Raw genomic sequence first — 19068 nt, 5'->3', positions numbered from 1 at the left:
AACCTGCGCGCGAGATATGGAACCGTGATTGGCCGGTCCCGGCCGCCTTGGTATCGAGTTTCGATGGCGTGTTGGCTGTTCGGGAGGCTGGTGGAAGTTTTTCGGTCTGATGAATCAGCTGTGAACCCTCCGTGTACCGGACGGTGGTTGTCTGCTGATCGCCGAACACGGCACACGTCGAGAAGGGACCCGTCATGATCAGTCTGATCACGTCGCTGAGCGACCGAATGATCCAGTCCGTTGTCCCGCAGGTGCGGGTCGAAGCCGCTTCCTGCACCGGGTGGAAAAACTCGCACTGCAACAGGTGCGGACTCTTCTGGACCAACAAGGTCCAGTACCAGTCGCGGAACTGCAGCAGCGGAACTCAGATCCGCGAACTGTCCTGCGGCACCTGCTAGTCAGAGCACCTGATCCGAGGTGAGGACGTGGGGGCGGAGCACGTGCTCCGCCCCCACCGAATTCGTTGTGGAACGAGAGGTACGTCGTGTTTTTCATGGTCGTCGCGATAGTCCTGACAGGAGCACTCGGCCTGCTGAACCTCCTGTTGGCGGTGGGGGTGGTCCGCAGGCTGCGGCAGCACACCGAGCTCCTGGCGAACAGGCCGAAGGCGGTCGGCGACGACGTCTCCGCCCCCGCGGTGTCCGTCGGCACCAGGGTCGGGGCGTTCCGGGCCCGGTCCACCCGGGGCGTGGAACTGTCGTTCGAGGAGACCGCGGAGCCCCTCCTGATGGCGGTCCTCTCCCCGGACTGCTCACCGTGCCGGGAACGCCTCCCCCTCCTGCTCGACCACACGGCACGGCATCCGGACGCGCGTGTGCTCGCCGTGGTGATCGAGGAGGGCGGGGCGGAGGCGGAGATGGTCGAACTCCTGGAGCCGGCGGTGCCGGTGGTGGTCGAGCCCTGGGGCGGTGAGATCCCCCGGCTCCTCGACATCCAGGGGACCCCGGCCTTCGTCACGCTCGTGAACGGCGTCGCGACGGCGACCAGCGTCTTCGTGCCCGAGACCGGTGGAGCCGAGCTCGGTACGGCGGTCCGCTGAGCCATGGACACGACGGAAAACACCCCCCGACTCGGCGGTCGCCACGTCGTCGCCGGCCTGCTTCCCGCGGTCCGGCTCGTGTGGCAGGCGGGCCGCTGGTGGGCGCTCGGGCTGGCCCTCCTGGCCGTCACCGCGGGTGCGGTACCGGTCGCCACCGCCTGGCTCATGCGCACGGTCCTCAACGACCTGGCCGTCGACGCCGTGATGGCGACAGTGCTGGTGGTAGCCGTCCTGCTGGCCACCCTCGGACTCCTGACCGCCGTGACCACCGCGGTGCAGACGTACGCGGAGGACGAGTTGGCCCGCAGGGTCGGCCTGCACGCGGACGACCACCTGTTCACGTCGGTCAACCGGCTCTCCGGGCTCGGCCGGTTCGAGAACCCGGCCTTCCTCGACCGCCTGCGGTTGGCGGCCGACAGCGGCGGCCAGACCCCGGCCCAGGTCCTCCAGGCCGTTCTCGGTCTGCTGGGCGGACTCGTGACGGTCCTCGGCTTCGTGACCTCCCTCGTGGTGATCCACCCGCTGCTGGCCGTGGTCGTCCTGCTCGGAACCCTGCCACCGCTGTGGGGACAGCTGGAGCTGTCGCGCCGACGGGCGGCCATGGTCTGGCAGCTCGGCCCGGTCGAGCGCAGGGAGCTCTTCTACCGCGACCTGATGTCGAGCGCGGAGGCGGCGAAGGAGATCCGCCTCTTCGGCCTCGGCGACATGCTCCGCCGACGCATGCTGGCCGAGCGCCGCACGGCCAACACGGAGACCCGACTCATGGACCGGCGCGACATGCTCGTCCAGGTCGCCGCCGGGCTGCTGGCCGCACTGATCTCCGGCGGGGGGCTCGTGTGGGTGATCTTCCAGGCGGGCCAGGGCCGGGGGGCCGTCGGCGACGTCGCCCTGTACATCGCCGCGGTCGGCGCGGTGCAGCAGGGGATGGCCGGGATGATCTCACTCCTGGCCCAGGCCCACCAGCGACTGCTGCTGTTCACGCACTACCGCTCCATCGTCGCGATCGAACCGGACCTGCCCACCGGAACGGCACGGGTCGCCCCGCTGACCGGCCGTATCGAGCTGCGCGACGTGTGGTTCCGCTACACCCCCGACCACCCCTGGGTCCTGAAGGGGGTCGACCTGGACATCCCCGCGGGGACGGCGCTGGGCCTGGTCGGGCTCAACGGGTCGGGCAAGAGCACCCTGGCCAAGCTGCTGTGCCGGTTCTACGACCCCGATCACGGCACCATCACCTGGGACGGGACCGATATCCGCCAGGTGGCCCCCGAAGCCCTGCGCGAGCGGATCGGCGCGGTGTTCCAGGACTTCATGACCTATGACATGACCGCCGCCGAGAACATCGGGCTGGGCGACCTGAGCCGTTTCGAGGACCGCGCGGCCATCGAGACCGCCGCTCACCGCGCGGGTGTCCACGATGCGATCGCCGCGCTCCCAAGCGGCTACGACACGCTCATCACCCGGATCTTCTTCCAGGGGGAGGAGAACGCACAGGGCGTCGACCTCTCCGGCGGCCAGCAGCAGCGGGTCGCGATCGCCCGCGCCCTGCTCCGGGAGGAACGTGACCTGCTCATCCTCGACGAGCCCAGCGCCGGGCTGGACGCGGAGGCGGAGCACGAGTTGCACACACGGCTCAGGGAACGGCGCCGGGGCCGCACCAGCCTGCTGGTCTCCCACCGGCTCGGTGCTCTGCGCGACGCGGACCGGATCGTGGTGCTCGACGAGGGGACGGTCACCGAGTCGGGAACGCACGGGGAGCTGATGGCCGCGGACGGGGTGTACGCCCGGCTGTTCTCCATCCAGGCGCAGGGGTACCGCCAGGACGAGGGGGCACCGTGCTGACCGCGCTCGTCGTACTGGGATCGTCGGCCGCCGTGGCGGTGACCGCGGTCCTGGCCGTGCTCCTGTGGGTCCGGCGCAGGGTCTTCGTCACGGAGGTCTCCGGTGTGAGCATGCTGCCCGCGCTGCGCCAGGGGGACCGGATGCTCGCCGAACGGGCCAACCGGCGCACGGTGATCGTCCCCCGCCAACTCGTGGTCCTGCGCGATCCGGAGACCCCCGTGCTCCGTGACGAACGCGACCGGCGCCGCCCCAACTACCTCGTCAAGCGAGTGGCCGCGGTGGCCGGTGACCCGGTGCCCGAGGGCGTCCCCGGTGGCCGGGGGAGCGGGCCCAGGACCGTACCGGATGGGTTCGTGGCGGTCCTGGGCGACAACTCCGACCACAGCACCGACTCGCGCAGGTTCGGTCTGGTACCGGTCGGCCGGGTCGTCGGAACCGTGCTGCGCCGCCTGGAGGGATGACAACGATGCTGTGGGACTACCTGGTGCCGGGGGCTGCGGCCCTGCTCGCGACGGTCTTCGCCGTCTCCGCGTTCGGCAAGGTCCGTGACCACCGCGGCTTCGCAGCCTCCCTGGAACCCCTGGGGCTGGTGCCGACCCGGCTGCTGAGCGCAGCGGCGTGGGCGGCCGCCGCGGGGGAGGCCGCCGTGGTCGCGGCCTTCGCGGGTTATGCCCTGGGGATCGGACCGGCGGGGTGGATCGCCTTCGGCGGATCGTTCGCCCTGCTGGCCGTGTTCACGGCGGTGATCCTCGCTTCCCTGCGGCGCGGGTCGTCGGCGCGCTGCCACTGTTTCGGACGTTCCGGGGCGGTGTACTCCTCGCGCCACGTGGTACGCAACGCCGCACTGGGTGTGGTCGCCGTGGCCGGTGGACTGGCCGCGCTGCCTGCGGGGGCTCCGGGGCCCGCCGAACTGGCGGGTGTGCTTCTCACCGTGGTGACGGGGCTGGTCGCAGGTGTCCTCGTCGTCGTCATGGACGACCTCGTGGAGCTGTTCGCCTGAGTCCTCGGGCACACCCCTCGCGAGGGCCTGCACGGGCCGGGCCGGGGCGGTGCGGCGTGCTCCTACCACTCGTCGTGCACGATCCGGCTGGCCACCCCGCGGGTGTCCGACATCCTCCGGCCCCTCCCCAGCACACGGAGGATCTGAGCCGGGCCGGGCCGGTGCTCGGGCGGTTCGGTCAGCGCGGCGCGGACCGGGGTGAGCAGCTCCTCGGGGAGCCCTGCCAGGTTGGCCTCACCGCGCAGCACCCGCTGGTTGACCGCCTCGGAGTTCCCGCGGCCGAAGGGGTTGCGGCCGGTGGCGGCGTAGGCGGTCAGCTGTCCCCAGCTGAAGACGTCCGAGGCGGTGGTCGCCGGGGCGCCGTGGAGGCGTTCGGGGGCGATCCAGCCGGGGGTGCCCATCACCTCGCCCGCCCCGGTGCGGGAGGCGCTGCCCGACGTGCGGACGCCGCCGTTCGGGGTCCGTGCGGTGGCGTCGGCCGTGCGGGCGATGCCGAAGTCCAGGATCCGGGGGCCTTCCGGCGAGAGGATGACGTTGCTCGGCTTGAGGTCGCGGTGCACGACCCCGGCGTCGTGGATGTCGGCCAGAGCCGAGGCCACCCCCGCGGCCAACCCGGTCAGGGTGCCGCCGAGCAGCGGACCGGCGCTCTCGACCCGCTCCCGCAGGGTCGGACCGGGCACGAAACCGGTGGCCAGCCAAGGGGACCGTGCCCGGGGATCGGCTCCGACGAAGCGCGGCACGAAGGGGCTGCGGACCCGCCGCAGCGCCCCCACCTCACGTGCGAAGCGGGCCCGGAACTCCGGTTCGTCGGCCAGTTCCGGGTGCACGGCCTTGACCGCGACCAGCCGCCCGAACCTGGAGCGGCCCAGGTAGACGGTGCCCATCCCCCCGGATCCCAGCCGCCCGAGTAACCGGTGCGGCCCCAGCCGGACAGGGTCGTGCGCCCCCAGGGGCGTGACGGTCGCGCCCCCGGTCCGGTCGCCGCCGGGTGTGGAACGGGGAGAGGGGGTGGTGGGAGGCACTGCGATGGGACCTCGTGTGGCTAGAGGGGGTGCTGGGGTGAGGTCATCCTTGCAGTGAAGGAGTCGTCGCGCACCCCCGCCGTCGGCTCTCCTCGACCGGCCGGGAACGCAGCAGATCCCGGGCCTCCTCGGCCTTCCGGGAGTCCCGGGCGTCCCGGGGCGTGATCCGGAGTCCGCGCAGGAGGAGCGGGGCCGAGGGTCCGTGTTCGGTGACGATCTGGGCGAGCGTGTCCATGGGGTGGGACCTCCGGGGATCTCCGCCGATTCGGCGGAACCGCACCGTCTGTGCGGTGATCCCATGGATACGGAGGGCGCCGGTTGTCCGGAAGCGGCCACGAACAAGGCGCGAACAACCCGCCGTGAGCCGGTTGTTCGCTGAACAATGCGAGTAGTTCGGCAGCGCGGTGCGCCCCGGCCGCCCCGGTCGCCGCAGCCCTCGAACCCCCGCAGGCCCCCGCGGCAGGAAGGCAGGACCGGTATGGCACGCCCCCAGGACCCCGTCGACCCGGACGCTCCCGAGGAGGTCCGCCGCCTGGCCGAGCGCCTCCGCGAAGCGGTGGACGGGGCGGACCACACGGGTGTGCGCGAACAGGCGGAACGGGCCTGGAGGCGAAAGGACGCGGACGCGGGTGAGGGTACGGGCTCGGACGCGGCCCCCGCCGGCCCCGGCCTGCACTCGATCCGCCCGCCGCTCGGCGAGCTCCCCGCCCGGGTACGCGGCCGCGACGGGCTCCTGGCACTGCTGGGTGAGGCCCTGGCCGCGCCTGGGGGCCAGGTGGAGGTTCTGCACGGACTCGGCGGCTGCGGCAAGACCACACTCGCGCTGAGGCTGGCCCGGGACGCCCGTGCGCTCGGCTACACGGTGTTCTGGGTGTCGGCCGACGAGCCCGACCGCATGGTGACCGCCCTGCGGGAGGTCGCGCTGGAGCTCGGCGCCGACGAGGAGCAGGTCGCCGAGGCCTGGGCGGGCGGTGCCAGCGCCACCGATCTGCTGTGGGGGCGCCTGGAGGCCGCGGAACGGCCCTGGCTGCTGGTGTTCGACAACGCGGACAGTCCCGACCGGCTTGCCGAGGCCGGGCACACGGCGTGCGACGGGACGGGATGGGTCCGGGCCGGCGAGACCGGACTGACCGTGGTCACCACCCGTGTGGGCACCGCCGAGGCGTGGGGCGAAGGGCCCCGCCTGCACCCGGTCCGCGAACTGTCCGCCGAGGACGGTGCGGACGTCCTCATCGACCTCGCGGGCAACGCCGGAACCGAGGAGGAGGCCCGAGCCCTGTCCGAACGCCTCGGCGGTCTGCCCCTGGCCCTGCGCCTGGCCGGTTCCTACCTGGCACGGACCGCGCGCGGCGCCGGACTCCTGCGTCAGCGGGGCGGCGGGCCCCACCGGACACGCACCTTCGACGCGTATCTGGAGGCGGTGGGCGATCTCGGCCCGGAACTGCTGGACCAGGGCCTGCCGCCGGGCACGGGGGCCGCCGAACGCCTGCACCGCCGTCTGATCAGCCGTACCTGGGAACTGAGCCTCGACCTCCTCGACGAACAGGGGACCGTGGAGGCGCGGCCGCTGATGCGCCTGCTCTCGTGCTTCTCCGCCGAACCCTTCCCGGTGGACCTGCTGGACGTGGCAGCGGCGTCCCGGCACGGGCTCCTGCCGGAACCCCCGGACCTGGACCGGGTGGACCGGGCCCTGGAGGCGCTGGTCGACCTGGGACTGGTGGAGGTGGTGGAGCTTCCCGAGGTCTTCGCCGGCGCCGGTCCGGTGCCCTGCCTGCGGGCCCACCGTCTGGTCCTGGACGCGAACGCCCACCGGGTGCGCGAGTCGGATGGGAAGGAGCGCGAGGCGGTGTGGGGCGCCGCCGTGGAGATGCTCGCCAAGGGGGCGGAACACCCGCCCGAGTCCACCGCGAACTGGGGCTGGTGGCGCCTGCTGGCACCGCACGTGATCGGTGCGATGCGCCGAGTGGATGATCGCCCGGCCGGAACGCTCTCCATGGTTCTGTACACGGGGGTCAGCACCTTCGCCTACCTCTGGTTCAGTTCCCAGCGAGGCCGAGCCGAGGACCTTGTGGCCCTGATGCGGAGGCGAAGCGAGAAGTTCCAGGAGGAAGACGCCGTACGGTTGGTCGTCCGACACAGGTACGCGATCGCCTCTTTGCCCAGGCCGGAACGGCTGGAGGAACTCTCCGTCGTTGTGGCCGCGCAGAGGCGGGTCCTCGGTGATGAGCATCCCGAGACTCTCACAGCGCGTCACGACTTGGCGCTCCTTCTTCCCAACGACTCGGCGGAGACCGAGGCCGAGTTCCGGGCGGTGCTTGAGGCGAGGCGGCGGGTGCTCGGGGTGGAGAGCTCGTACACCGAAGTCACGCTGCGGGCTCTGATCGGCGTGATGTCGAGGAGGGGAAAGGAGGAAGAGAGCCAAGGGCACTACGACGAGCTGATCCAGGAGTTCCCTGAGAGCAGGGATCTGCTCAGTATCGAGAGTCGGCACCACACTGCCCACCGCCTGGATGATCTGGAACGCTACGAGGAAGCGGAGCACGATTACCGGGCTGTGCTCTCGGAACTGGACGACCGCAGGGCACATCTGGCGTCCCTTCTCAATTCCGGGGAGGGGGCTGCCAGGTTCGAGATCGAACACGCCATCGCGGAGAACCGCAGGAAGTACGGGGACCTGCTCAGGTGTCTCGCTGACAACCTGGTGAAACAGCAAAAACAGGAGGGCCTCAAGCAGTACAGGCGCCTTCTGGAGTTGATGGAGGAGACAGGAGAGGCCAGCGGAGAGCGTTGGCTGGGACGCAGACACGACTACGGCGACTTTCTGGCCCGGTTCGGGCACCATTTGAGCGCCTCGAACACCTTCCAAGAAGTCCTGGCGGATCGTCTGGAAACGAATGACGAGTGCGACACCAAGGTGCTTCAGGACCGGCACTGTCTCGCCCACGCTCTGCAACACCAGGAACGCTTCGAGGAGGCCGCAGAACAGCTGATCCTGGTGCACGCGGCCTTCGACGACCTGCTGGGGCCCATTGATCCGAAGACCTTGGACGCCCTGGGGTGCCTCGCGTTCAGCACGCGGAAACAGGGTGACCTGGAGGAAGCGCTCCGCCTTCATCGTCAGCTCTACCGGAATGAGTGCGAGTTGTACGGTCCGGATCACGCCGAACCCCTGATGACCCGGCAGTGGATCGCTACGCTTGCTCACCAACTGGAAGAGCTGTCCCCTGGTGAGGCGCGAGCGGAGCTGGAGGAGGTACTGGCACTGCTCCCGGAGGCCGAGGGAGCCGAGGAGCGGTGGGTCACCGCCGTACGTGAGCGCTTGGCCGGGCTCGGGTCCTGAGGATCCACACAGAAGAACGCGGCCCCGGGGACGTCATCGGGTTTCGATGACGCCATCCGGGGCCGCTGGTCCGCGGGTCAGGCGGGCAGCCCGAGCTCCCTCGCGATGAGCATCTTCTGGACCTCGCTCGTCCCCTCGCCGATCTCGAGGATCTTGGCGTCGCGGTAGAAGCGGCCCACCGGGTAGTCGTTCATGAAGCCGTAGCCGCCGAAGACCTGCGTCGCGTCGCGGGCGTTGTCCATCGCCGCGTTGGAGGCGATGAGCTTGGCGATGGCCGCCTCCTTCTTGAAGGGCTCGCCGGCGAGCATGCGGGAGGCCGCGTCGTAGTAGGCCAGGCGCGCGCTGTAGGTGCGGGCCTCCATCTCGGCGATCTTGAACTGGATCGCCTGGTACTGGCCGATGCTGTGGCCGAAGGCCTGGCGCTCGTGGGCGTAGCGCACGCTCTCGTCCACGCAGCCCTGGGCCAGGCCCACGGAGAGCGCGGCGATGGCGATGCGGCCCTCGTCGAGGATGCGCAGGAACTGGGCGTAGCCGCGTCCGCGCTCGCCCACCAGGTTGGCTTCGGGGACACGGCAGTCCTCGAAGACCAGCTCGTTGGTGTCCGAGGCGTTCCAACCGACCTTGGAGTACTTCTGGCCCACGGAGAACCCGGGGGTGCCCTTGGGGACGAGGATGGAGGAGATCTCCGGCCGCCCGTCCTCGCGCTCGCCGGTCACGGCGGTGACGGTGACCAGGGCGGTGATGTCGGTGCCCGAGTTCGTGATGAACGACTTGGTCCCGTTGATCACCCACTCGCCGTCCTCCAGGCGCGCGGTGGTCCTGGTCGCCCCGGCGTCGGAGCCGCCGCCGGGTTCGGTCAGGCCGAACGCGCCGAGCGCCTCGCCGGAGGTGAGCCTGGGCAGGTAGGTCTTCTTCTGCTCCTCGGTGCCGAAGCGGTAGATCGGCATGGCTCCGAGCGACACCCCGGCTTCGAGGGTGATCGCCACGGAGGAGTCCACCCGGGCCAGCTCCTCGAGGGCCAGGCAGAGGGCGAAGTAGTCGCCGCCCATACCGCCGTGCTCCTCGGGGAACGGCAGCCCGAACAGGCCCATCCGGCCCATCTTGGCGATGATGTCGTACGGGAACGCGCCCCGCTCGTAGAAGTCGCCGATCACCGGCGCGACCTCGGTGCGGGCGAAGGCCTCCACGGCGGCCCGCAGGTCCGCGTGGTCGGTCGAGAGTTCGTGGCGGTTCATCGCTGGTGCTCCTCGGGGGTAGCCGTTGTGGAAGCAGGTGTGGAAGGGGCGTCGTCGGCCGGGTTCTCGGCCTCGACGGTGACCAGGACGGCGTCCATGGGCACGGAGGAACCGGGACGGACCGCCACGGTGGTGACGGTGCCGTCGACGGGCGAGGGAACGGAGTGCTCCATCTTCATCGCCTCGACCACGGCCAGGGTGGTTCCGGCGGTGACCCGTTGGCCCACCCGGACGGGGACGTCCAGGACGGTTCCGGGCATGGGGCTGCGCACCGTGCCGTCGGCGGCCGCGTCGTCCTCGCGCAGGGCGGCGGCGACGGGCTCCTCGTGCAGGGTCCAGGCGGAGCCGTCGATGCCCAGCCACCGGTGTGCGGTGGCCGGATCGTCCGCGCGCAGGTAGGTGCGGATCCGGTCGGGCGCGGTGACGGTGAGCCGGGTCCCGTCGGCGGAGCGCCGGGCACGCAGGGCGACGGGCTCCCCGTCGGCCACGCTCACCAGGTACCGGCCGGCGGCGCCGTCGCGTCGAACCCTGACGACGGTGGCCTCCTGCCCGGGTGCCCGCAGCCGCCACGGGGTCCAGGCCGGACCCCCCATCCGCCAGCCGTCGGGCACGGCGAACCGGTCGGCGCTCACCGCGCCCGCGGAACCGGCGCCTCCGGGACCGGGCGGCCCTTCGAGGTCCAGCTGGTGGTCCACGGCGGCGGCCGCGCAGACCTCCCCGGGGACGCCCTCGGGGGCGGCGGGCGGCGGGTCCTCGGCGATGAGGTCGGTGCTCAGGTCACCGGCCACCACACGCGGGTGCAGCAGCAGCCGCCGCAGGTAGGCGGTGTTGGTCACGCAGCCGAGCAGCGCGTAGGAGCCCAGCGCCGCGTCCATCCGGCGCAGCGCCTCGGCCCGGTCGGCCCCCCAGGTGATGACCTTGGCCAGCATGGGGTCGAAGTCGGAGGTCACCGCGCCCCCCTCGGCGATACCCGAGTCCACGCGCACGCCCGGGCCCGAGGGCTCGTGCAGTGCCAGGATCGGACCGCCCGAGGGCAGGAAACCCCGGTCGGCGTCCTCGGCGTAGATCCGGGTCTCCACCGCGTGCCCGACCCACGAGACCTCGTCCTGGGTGAACGGCAGCGGCTCCCCGGCGGCCACGCGGAGCTGGAGCTCCACCAGGTCCACGCCGCGCTCGCCGCGGACGGCCACGACCTCCTCGGTCACCGGGTGCTCCACCTGCAGGCGGGTGTTCATCTCCAGGAACGAGAACGACAGCTCGCCGTCGGACCCGGTCTCGGCGATGAACTCCACCGTGCCCGCGCCCACGTACCCGCAGGAGCGTGCGGCGGCCACGGCGGCCTCGCCCATGGTGGCCCGCTGCTCCTCGCCGAGCAGGGGCGAGGGCGCCTCCTCCACCACCTTCTGGTGGCGGCGCTGCAGGCTGCACTCGCGCTCGCCCAGGTGCAGGACGTTGCCGTGGGAGTCGGCCAGCACCTGCACCTCGATGTGGCGCGGCCGCTGGACCAGCTTCTCCACGAGCAGGGTGGCGTCGCCGAAGGAGGCCAGCGCCTCCCGGCGGGCGGCCGCGGCCTCGGCCACCAGCGAGTCGGGCGAGTGCACGGCCCGCATCCCCTTGCCGCCGCCGCCGGCGGACGGCTTGATGAGCAGCGGGTAGCCGGTCTCCTCGGCGGCGCGCAGGAGCTCGTCGTCGGACAGCGGCTGCCCGGGCTTCTCGGTGAACCCGCCCAGGACCGGCACGCCCGCGGCGGCCACGGTGTCCTTGGCGCGGATCTTGTCGCCCATGGCCTCGATCGCGGCGGCGGGCGGGCCCACGAAGACCAGCCCGGCGTCGGTGCAGGCCCGGGCGAAGTCGGCGTTCTCGGACAGGAATCCGTAGCCGGGGTGGACCATGGTGGCCCCGCCGGCCAGGGCCGCGGCGACGATGGCGTCGATGTCCAGGTAGCGCTCCACCCTGAACGCCTCGTCGGCGGCCAGGGTGTGCGGGGACCCGGCGTCGGCGTCCGTGTAGACGGCGACCGAGCGCAGGCCGGTGCGGCGCAGGGTGCGCATGACCCGGAGCGCGATCTCGCCCCGGTTGGCGACCAGCACGGTGGTCGGTCCGAAACCGCCGGACGCACCGGCTGTGCCGGTCGCGGCTGAGGTTCTGGTTGGCGTCGTGGTCAAGGGGTTCCTCACATCCGGAAGACGCCGTAGCCCACCGGGTCCAGGGGCGCGTGGCGGGCGGCGGACAGGGCCATGGCGAGCACGTCGCGGGTGTCGGCGGGGTCGATGACCCCGTCGTCCCACAGGCGGGCGGTGGAGTAGTACGGGCTGCCCTGGGCCTCGTACTGGTCGCGGATGGGTGCCTTGAAGGCCTCCTCGTCCTCGGCCGACCACTCCTCCCCGCGCAGTTCCTTCTGGTCGCGGCGGACGGTGGAGAGCACCGACGCCGCCTGTTCACCGCCCATGACGGAGATACGGGCGTTGGGCCACATCCACAGGAACCGGGGCGAGTAGGCGCGGCCGCACATCGAGTAGTTGCCGGCGCCGAAGGACCCGCCGACCACCACGGTGAACTTGGGGACCCGCGCGCAGGCCACGGCGGTGACCATCTTGGCGCCGTGTTTGGCGATGCCGCCCGCCTCGTAGGCGCGGCCGACCATGAACCCGGAGATGTTCTGCAGGAACACCAGCGGGATGGAGCGGCGGTCGCAGAGTTCGATGAAGTGCGCGCCCTTGAGCGCGGACTCGGCGAACAGGATGCCGTTGTTGGCGATGATCCCGACCGGGTGGCCGTTGATGTGGGCGAACCCGGTGACCAGGGTGGTGCCGTACTCGGACTTGAACTCCGTGAACTCGCTGCCGTCGACGATCCGGCCGATGACCTCGCGCACGTCGTAGGGGGTGCGGGTGTCGGCCGGGACCACCCCGTAGAGCTCCTCGGGGTCCAGCAGGGGCGGGCGCGGCTCACGCACCTCCCAGGCCGGGGGGTCCTGCGGGCCGATGGTGTCGGCGATCCGGCGCACCTTGGCGAGCGCGTCGGCGTCGTCGTCGGCGAGGTGGTCGGTGACCCCGGAGACCCGCGAGTGCAGGTCGCCGCCGCCCAGGTCCTCGGCGGTGACGACCTCGCCGGTGGCGGCCTTCACCAGGGGCGGGCCGCCGAGGAAGATCGTGCCCTGCTCGCGGACGATCACCGCCTCGTCGCTCATCGCCGGGACGTAGGCGCCGCCGGCGGTGCACGAACCCAGGACCGCGGCGATCTGCGGGATGCCCGCGCGCGACATGGTGGCCTGGTTGTAGAAGATGCGGCCGAAGTGCTCGCGGTCGGGGAAGACGTCGTCCTGCATGGGCAGGAAGGCGCCGCCGGAGTCGGCCAGGTAGACGCAGGGGAGGCGGTTGTGCAGAGCCACCTCCTGGGCGCGCAGGTGCTTCTTGACCGTCATCGGGTAGTAGCTGCCGCCCTTGACGGTGGCGTCGTTGGCGACCACCACCGTCGCCCGTCCGGCCACACGGCCGATCCCGGCGATCATCCCGGCGCCGGGGGCGTCCTGGCCGTCCTCGCCGTAGAGGCCGTAGGCGGCCAGCGGGGCGATCTCCAGGAACGGTGAACCGGGGTCGAGGAGGAGGTCGACGCGGTCGCGGGGGAGGAGCTTGCCGCGCTCGACGTGGCGCGCTCGGGTCTTCTCGGGGCCGCCGAGGGCCGCGGTAGCGATCCGTTCCCGCAGCTCCAGCGCGAGCGCGCGGTTCGCGGCGTCGTTGGCGGCGAACGCGGGCCCGGCGGTGTCGACCGCCGAACCGAGCACAGGTGCCCTGCTCATGGTGTCCTCTCGTGGAGGGATGTTAATGCTCACTAACAACGGTGATGTTAGTAACTACTAACATGGGTGTCCAGGGCCGGGGCGGCGCGGGCCACGGAAGGCGGCCCCGGGCGAGGCGGCGGAAGGCGGACGAATGGGGACGAGACCGAACGGCAGGCCCGCGGGTGAACGGCGGACGGCGATCCTGGGCGCGGCGGCCCGGCTCTTCGCGGCGCACGGCTACCGGGGGGTGACCATCGACGACCTCGGGCGCGCCGTGGGCACCACCGGACCGGCGCTCTACCGGCACTTTCCCGGCAAGGAGGCACTGCTCGGCGCGGTTCTCGTGGACGTCAGCGACCGCCTCTCCCGGCGGGGGCGTGAGCTGGTCGCCCGCTCGGACGGGCCGGAGGCGGCCCTCGAAGCCCTGCTGCGCGGGCACATCGAGTTCTCCCTGGACGAACCCGACCTGATCACCGTGCACGACCGCGAGCTGGGCAACCTCACTGACGAGGACCGCGGCCGGGTCCGCCGCCTCCAGCGCGGCTACGTGGAGGAGTGGGTCAACGTCCTGGCCGAGCTCCGTCCCGGTGTCCCGCGCGCCGCCCTGCGTGCGTCGGTGCACGCCGCGTTCGGTCTGCTCAACTCCACCCCGCACAGCCGGGGCGCGCTCCCCCGGGGCGACATGGCCGCCCTGCTGCTGCGGATGGGCTCCGCCGCCCTGCTCGCCGAGGACCCGGCCGGGGACCCGTCGGGGGAACCCGCGCCGACGCCGACCTGATCTTCCGTGGAACGCGGTTCGGCCCGGCCGGGCGCCGGCCCGACCGGGACACGGGAAAGGGCGGGTGCAGTACCCGCCCCTTCCGTTCGGCTCCTCCGGTCCCCGCAGGGGGACCGGGGCGGCCCGACCCCTACGGGAGGCCGCCCCCGAGACCGCCGACGACGTCGTCCACCGGCTGGGTGACGTCCCCGGCGTCGACGTCGTCGACCGGCAGCTCACCGGTCACGTCGCCGGTGTCCGCGGGAAGGTCGCCAGTGGCGACCGGGAGGTCGAGTTCCTCGAGGGCTCCCAGCGGATCCTCGAGCTCCAGCAGCGCCTGGAGCGCCTCCAGGGCTTCGGGATCGCTGAGCAGCTCGACGGCGTCCTCGTTGGCCAGGATCTCCTGGACCTGAGGGTTCTCGAGCAGGGCCTCCGCCTCGGGAGAGAGGTTCCCGGTGGTGCCGGCGACCTCTTCCACGGGCTTGGTGACCTCGTCCGACGGGTCGGCGAGAGCCGACCCCGCACAGAACATGGTCAGTCCTCCGGCCAGCACCGTGGTGGCGGCGATCCTGGTGAACGCACGCATACGCGTTCCTTGCCCCTCTCTGCGACACGGGTCAGCACGTTCCGTTTATGCATGACCACACACAGTTACCCAGTCTCGGTCCGAAGAGACCAAAGGCGGGTGTTGTCACCGTGAAGACCCCGTATGGCTTTTCGGCTCGTCGGCCAATGGCTGACAAAGACCCCGGAACGACTCGCGTGGGAGCGTCTCGAATTAGTTCCGCCGCCCGTACATTCGGCAGCGGTGAAGTGGGTACGCCCGCGTCCGACGGCCCCCAGACGCGAAGGACGTCCCGCCCCCGACACGGAGAAGGAGCGGTGTACATATGTCTCGGCCTCGGATCGTGGTGGTCGGCGCGGGTTTCGGTGGACTCCACACCCTGCGTCACCTCGAACGGCGAATCCCCAACGGTGCGGCGGACATCGCGCTGATCGCACCGAACGACTACATGCTCTACAGTCCCCTGCTGCCCCAGGTGGCCTCGGGACTTCTGACCCCGCAGTCGGTCGCCATGTCGGTGCACCGGCTCACCCGCAAGACCCGCCTGGTGCCCGGGCACGCGGTCGGGGTGGACACCAGGGACCGCACGGTTGTCGTGCGCAGGCCCACCGGTGAACTCGCGCCCTGCCGGTACGACCGGCTCGTGCTCGCACCGGGTGCGCTCACCAGGGAGTTCGACATCCCCGGGCTCACCCAGCACGCCTACGGCGCCAAGACCCTGGCCGAAGCGGTCCTGCTGCGCGACCACGTGCTGGCGCAGCTGGAGCTGGCCAACGACTCACGTGACCCGGTCGAGCGCGAGGAGCGCTGCCGGTTCATCGTCGTCGGCGGCGGCTACACCGGAGTGGAGACCGCGGCCTCGCTGATGCGCCTGTGCGAGGAGGCCGCCAAGCGCTACCCCGAGCTGCGCTCGGTCATCCGCTGGCACCTGGTGGACATCGCGCCCAAGGTGCTGCCCGAACTCGGCGACCGGCTCGGCCGCAAGGCCCTCGACCTGCTCCGCGGCCTGGGCATCGAGGTCAAGTTGAAGGTGAGCGTCCGGGAGGTGACCGCGGACAAGGTGGTCCTCACCGACGGGCGCGCGCTGCCCTGCCGCACCCTCATCTGGACCGCCGGGGTCTCACCCAGCCCGCTGATGGAGACCCTCGGGAAACCGACCCAGCGCGGCCGCCTGGAGGTCGGCGCGGACCTGGCGGTCCCCGGGCAGCCCGACGTGTTCGCGATCGGCGACGCCGCGGCCGTGCCCAACCTCTCCCACGCCGACAGCGCCTACTGCCCGCCCACGGCCCAGTACGCGACCAGGCAGGCCGCCACCGTCGCGCAGAACGTGGTCAACTCGGTGCTCGGCAGGCCGCTGAAGGAGTTCAGGCACAAGGACATGGGCCTGGTGGTGGACCTGAGCGGCAAGGACGCGCTGGCCAGGATCATGCAGTTCGACCTGAGCGGCCTGCCCGCGCTGGCCGCCACCCGCGGCTACCACATGCTGTCGGTGCCGTCCCCGACGGCGCGGGCGCGCATCGCCGCCAACTGGGGCATCCGCGCCTTCACCGGGGGAGAGGTCTCCCGGATGGGGTTCGCCGACGAGGGCCGGCCGTCGTCGTTCGTGGCCAACGAGACCGTCGACTACCTGGACCAGAAAGCCTCCCGCACGGAGGGTGCCCGGCTGCTCGACAACGAACGGGAGCGCTACGGCGAGGACTGATCCCGCCCGGTCCGGCCCGCGCCCCTGCGCCTCAGGTACAGGATGAGCGCGGTCGCCGCTCCGACCAGTCCCAGCGCCAGCGCGACCTGCCAGAGCTCGAAGCTCTTCGGCAGGCCGGCGAGGAAGCGCCGACTGGGGGAGTCCGGGTTGAGCAGGACCGCCGTGACGAACACGGCCGACAGAACGGTGGTGGCCACGGCCACCACCGTTCCGCGTGTCCCGGTCAGCCCCATGCGGCGCCGCAGGACCCCGCCGGCCTCGATGATCCGGGTGACACGCAGCAGGCGCAGGGTTCCGGCTGCCCGGACCAGGCGCAGGACCTGGGCCGGGCCGAGCGCGAAGACGACGGCGGGCAGGGTCACCGCGGCGACGAAGGTGCTCCACTTGTGGGTGCGCAGCCACCCGAGCTTGTCCTCGGCCAGCGCGATGAGCAGGATCCACTCCGCCCACAGGACCAGGCCGGCCAGCCAGTTGGTCCGGTTCCCGATCTCGGCCCACAGCCCCTCGCCCCACATGTCGAGGAAGACGGCGGGGACGGAGACCAGCGCGCAGACCAGTACCGGCAGGGCCAGGCGGCGCTCCAGCGCGCGGGCGTGGCTGTTCTCCTCGGTGGCCTGGGCCTTTCCGGGGCCGGGGGGATGTTCAGGGGGCATGTCGGTACGTTAGCCCCGGTGTGGTGCCCGCTGCGTGGGCCGGCCGGGTTCGGCCGCGCGCCGTGGAGCCAGGGGCGGCGGCCGGTGGCGGGGAACAGGAGCAGGGGCGGTCAGGAACGGACCAGTCGCGCGATCGCGTCCGAGGCCTCGCGGACCTTCTCGTCGGCCTCGTCGCCGCCGTTGGCCACGGCGTGCGCCACGCAGTGCTTGAGGTGCTCGTCGAGCATGGACAGCGCGAAGGAGCGCAGCGCCTTGTTGACCGCGGAGGTCTGGGTGAGGATGTCGATGCAGTACTGGTCGTCCTCGACCATGCGCTGGAGGCCGCGGATCTGTCCCTCGATGCGACGGAGCCGGTTGATGTGGCTCTGTTTGTCATTGCTGTAACCGTGGTTCGCCGCCATGCCACCGTCTCCGTGTCGTTCCTGCTCAGCTGCCATAACAATACCCCCTCAAGGTATTCAAGTGAGGAGCTTCGCGGTCTATTCCGCCCCTACGGCCGCCGCCCGGCGAACGATTTGTCACCAACCTGGCCGTACGAGAAGTTTCCCAGACGGCAGGGGACGGTCGCTCCGTTCGCCGTGCAGCCGGAGGCCGGTTGTGGCCGCGTTGGCAGGAACTTGCCCGAGGCGATCCTCGCGCCTCGTGATTCCGCCGGACCGAAAACCGTAACGTTGCCCTGAGTAGTCATGTTTATTCACTGGGTGGGGAGTTCGTGGTGGCGACACGGGAAGCGGTGACACGGGCCGCGTCGGTCCGGCAGGCAGGGGTGGCCGTGGTGGCGTCGGTCCTGCTCGCCTCGGGAGCCGTCACGGCAGGCGCGGCCTTCAGCGCCCGGGACGCCATCGCCCAGCAGGCCACACCCTACGCGTCCAGCACCTGGGGACAGCTCACCCTGGACGCCTCGGCCTACGGCGCGGGCGCGGTCTCCGGAACGCTCACCGAGCTGGAGGTGAGTGGAAACGGCAACGAGCAGTGGGACATCGGCACCGGGCCCGGCTCGGACATCTCCGGCAACCTGACCTCCGCCACCGGTACCGCCGAGGTGAACGCCGTCACCGACCCGGAATCGGCGATGACCAACGCCAACGGTGCCTTCACCGCCTTGAACGTGCCTCCGCCCACCGTCGGCGGGGCGGCCTCCCTCATCACACGAGGGCCGAGGCAGCCGGACGGCCGGTACCAGATCTTCACCGTCTCCACGTGGAACAACCGGGTGCAGTGCGCCCCGCCCGCCGATGTCATCGTGCAGGACTCGACCACCGCTCCCATGTTCCTGGGACAGCTGGTCGAGGCGCCCGCGCCCAACGCCCCCGGGACCGCCGTCACGGAACTCGACTTCCCGGGCGACTACGGGGACGGCGTCACCAACGCGCACGTCACCGTCACCATCTCGCACGTCTACGAGGTCGACGACCCCTACACCGGCCACGCGCGTACCGACTACACCGCGGTCGTCCAGGGGGAGGACGCCGACGGGAACCCGGTGGGAGCTCCGGTGACCCTGTTCGACATGACCCTCGGCGACGTCCACGTCGACTGCCGTCCTCCTGAGCCCTCGCCGTCCCCGACCCCGACGGAGTCGCCGACCCCGAGCCCGACGCCTTCCCCGACGGAGTCACCGTCCCCGTCACCCACACCGAGTCCGACCCCGTCCCCGTCACCCTCGCCGTCCCCGACGGAGTCGCCCAGCCCGAGCCCGTCGCCCACACCCAGCCCGAGCCCGTCGCCCACACCCAGCCCGAGCCCGTCGCCCACACCCACACCGAGTCCGTCGCCCACGCCCACGTCGTCCCCGACCCCGACCCCGTCACCCGCGCCGTCCCCGACCCCGTCCCCGACGGAGTCGCCCAGCCCGAGCCCGTCGCCCACAGCGACTCCGAGCCCGACCGCCTCACCCAGCCCCGGCCCGTCACCGTCGGTTTCCCCGAGCCCGTCCTCTCCACCCACCGATCCCATCGATCCCGTGCCGCCCAGGCCCGCGCCTCCGGCCGACGGGCCGAAGCTCCCGGTGACCGGTGCCGGCGTCGCGGCCCTGGTGATCGGCGGACTCACGGCCATCGGCGCCTCGGCCGTCGCCTTCGCGGTCTCGCGTAAACGTTCGGCGTGAACTCGGCAATCCCGGGTCCGGAGCC

General features: G+C 71.6%; 16 protein-coding genes. 8 read left to right on the top strand and 8 right to left on the bottom strand.

The window, feature by feature from the left end:
- Nucleotides 1–493: 493 nt before the first annotated feature.
- The 4 genes from D458_RS0121980 to D458_RS0121965 are packed head-to-tail and all read left to right on the top strand — an operon-like array spanning nucleotide 494 to nucleotide 3881.
- A complete protein-coding gene (locus D458_RS0121980) occupies nucleotides 494–1039 on the top strand; it encodes a TlpA family protein disulfide reductase (RefSeq protein ID WP_017588898.1) in 546 nt (181 codons plus the stop codon).
- Between the two features lie 3 nt (nucleotides 1040–1042).
- On the top strand, nucleotides 1043–2881 hold the full coding sequence (locus D458_RS37995) for an ABC transporter ATP-binding protein (RefSeq protein WP_017588897.1): 1839 nt from the start codon (nucleotides 1043–1045) through the stop codon (nucleotides 2879–2881).
- Nucleotides 2875–3342, top strand: a complete 468-nt coding sequence (locus D458_RS0121970) for a S26 family signal peptidase (protein WP_017588896.1) — start codon at nucleotides 2875–2877, stop codon at nucleotides 3340–3342. Before D458_RS37995 ends, D458_RS0121970 begins: the two co-directional genes overlap by 7 nt.
- A complete protein-coding gene (locus D458_RS0121965) occupies nucleotides 3339–3881 on the top strand; it encodes a MauE/DoxX family redox-associated membrane protein (protein WP_152521208.1) in 543 nt (180 codons plus the stop codon). The genes D458_RS0121970 and D458_RS0121965 overlap by 4 nt, the downstream gene beginning before the upstream one ends.
- A gap of 62 nt (nucleotides 3882–3943) precedes the next feature.
- Here the strand turns inward: D458_RS0121965 and D458_RS33980 are convergent, their stop codons facing one another.
- Together D458_RS33980 and D458_RS37675 are read right to left on the bottom strand one after the other, a co-directional pair.
- Nucleotides 3944–4903, bottom strand: coding sequence for a serine/threonine-protein kinase (locus tag D458_RS33980; protein WP_394296595.1), 960 nt, complete (start codon nucleotides 4901–4903; stop codon nucleotides 3944–3946).
- Nucleotides 4904–4946: 43 nt separating this feature from the next.
- Entirely contained in the window at nucleotides 4947–5138 is a 192-nt protein-coding gene (locus tag D458_RS37675; RefSeq protein WP_017588893.1) for a hypothetical protein, read from the bottom strand.
- Nucleotides 5139–5381: 243 nt separating this feature from the next.
- On the opposite strand from D458_RS37675, the gene D458_RS0121950 reads away from it, so the two are divergent.
- Nucleotides 5382–8243, top strand: coding sequence for a tetratricopeptide repeat protein (locus D458_RS0121950; RefSeq protein ID WP_026119566.1), 2862 nt, complete (start codon nucleotides 5382–5384; stop codon nucleotides 8241–8243).
- Between the two features lie 77 nt (nucleotides 8244–8320).
- Here D458_RS0121950 and D458_RS0121945 read toward each other — a convergent pair whose 3' ends face one another.
- Genes D458_RS0121945 through D458_RS0121935 form a run of 3 tightly spaced genes read right to left on the bottom strand, consistent with a single transcriptional unit; the run spans nucleotide 8321 to nucleotide 13262 of the window.
- Nucleotides 8321–9478, bottom strand: coding sequence for an acyl-CoA dehydrogenase family protein (locus D458_RS0121945; RefSeq protein ID WP_017588892.1), 1158 nt, complete (start codon nucleotides 9476–9478; stop codon nucleotides 8321–8323).
- Nucleotides 9475–11643 carry an acetyl/propionyl/methylcrotonyl-CoA carboxylase subunit alpha gene (locus D458_RS0121940; protein ID WP_026119565.1) on the bottom strand — a complete coding sequence of 723 codons (2169 nt, stop codon included), beginning with the start codon at nucleotides 11641–11643 and terminating at the stop codon, nucleotides 9475–9477. The genes D458_RS0121945 and D458_RS0121940 overlap by 4 nt, the downstream gene beginning before the upstream one ends.
- Nucleotides 11644–11651: 8 nt before the next feature.
- Nucleotides 11652–13262, bottom strand: coding sequence for a carboxyl transferase domain-containing protein (locus tag D458_RS0121935; RefSeq protein WP_017588890.1), 1611 nt, complete (start codon nucleotides 13260–13262; stop codon nucleotides 11652–11654).
- 148 nt (nucleotides 13263–13410) lie between these two features.
- Here D458_RS0121935 and D458_RS33975 point away from each other — a divergent pair, with 148 nt between their 5' ends.
- Entirely contained in the window at nucleotides 13411–14037 is a 627-nt protein-coding gene (locus D458_RS33975) for an SACE_7040 family transcriptional regulator (protein ID WP_017588889.1), read from the top strand.
- Between the two features lie 130 nt (nucleotides 14038–14167).
- Here the strand turns inward: D458_RS33975 and D458_RS0121925 are convergent, their stop codons facing one another.
- Nucleotides 14168–14602 (bottom strand): hypothetical protein, encoded by a 435-nt coding sequence (locus D458_RS0121925; protein ID WP_017588888.1) that lies wholly within the window; start codon nucleotides 14600–14602, stop codon nucleotides 14168–14170.
- Nucleotides 14603–14906: 304 nt separating this feature from the next.
- Here D458_RS0121925 and D458_RS0121920 point away from each other — a divergent pair, with 304 nt between their 5' ends.
- Nucleotides 14907–16283, top strand: a complete 1377-nt coding sequence (locus D458_RS0121920; RefSeq protein WP_040702668.1) for an NAD(P)/FAD-dependent oxidoreductase — start codon at nucleotides 14907–14909, stop codon at nucleotides 16281–16283.
- Here D458_RS0121920 and D458_RS0121915 read toward each other — a convergent pair.
- Together D458_RS0121915 and D458_RS0121910 are read right to left on the bottom strand one after the other, a co-directional pair.
- On the bottom strand, nucleotides 16268–16936 hold the full coding sequence (locus tag D458_RS0121915; protein WP_017588886.1) for a hypothetical protein: 669 nt from the start codon (nucleotides 16934–16936) through the stop codon (nucleotides 16268–16270). The two genes, D458_RS0121920 and D458_RS0121915, sit on opposite strands and share 16 nt — an antisense overlap.
- 110 nt (nucleotides 16937–17046) lie before the next feature.
- Nucleotides 17047–17337, bottom strand: a complete 291-nt coding sequence (locus D458_RS0121910) for a metal-sensitive transcriptional regulator (protein WP_017581550.1) — start codon at nucleotides 17335–17337, stop codon at nucleotides 17047–17049.
- Nucleotides 17338–17651: 314 nt separating this feature from the next.
- Between D458_RS0121910 and D458_RS36505 the strand changes: the two genes are divergently transcribed.
- Nucleotides 17652–19043 carry a hypothetical protein gene (locus D458_RS36505; protein ID WP_152521207.1) on the top strand — a complete coding sequence of 464 codons (1392 nt, stop codon included), beginning with the start codon at nucleotides 17652–17654 and terminating at the stop codon, nucleotides 19041–19043.
- Nucleotides 19044–19068: the final 25 nt, after the last annotated feature.

The sequence above is a fragment of the Nocardiopsis ganjiahuensis DSM 45031 genome (assembly GCF_000341085.1).
GTDB classification, from domain to species: domain Bacteria; phylum Actinomycetota; class Actinomycetes; order Streptosporangiales; family Streptosporangiaceae; genus Nocardiopsis; species Nocardiopsis ganjiahuensis.
This window is presented reverse-complemented; position numbering and strand designations above follow the sequence as displayed.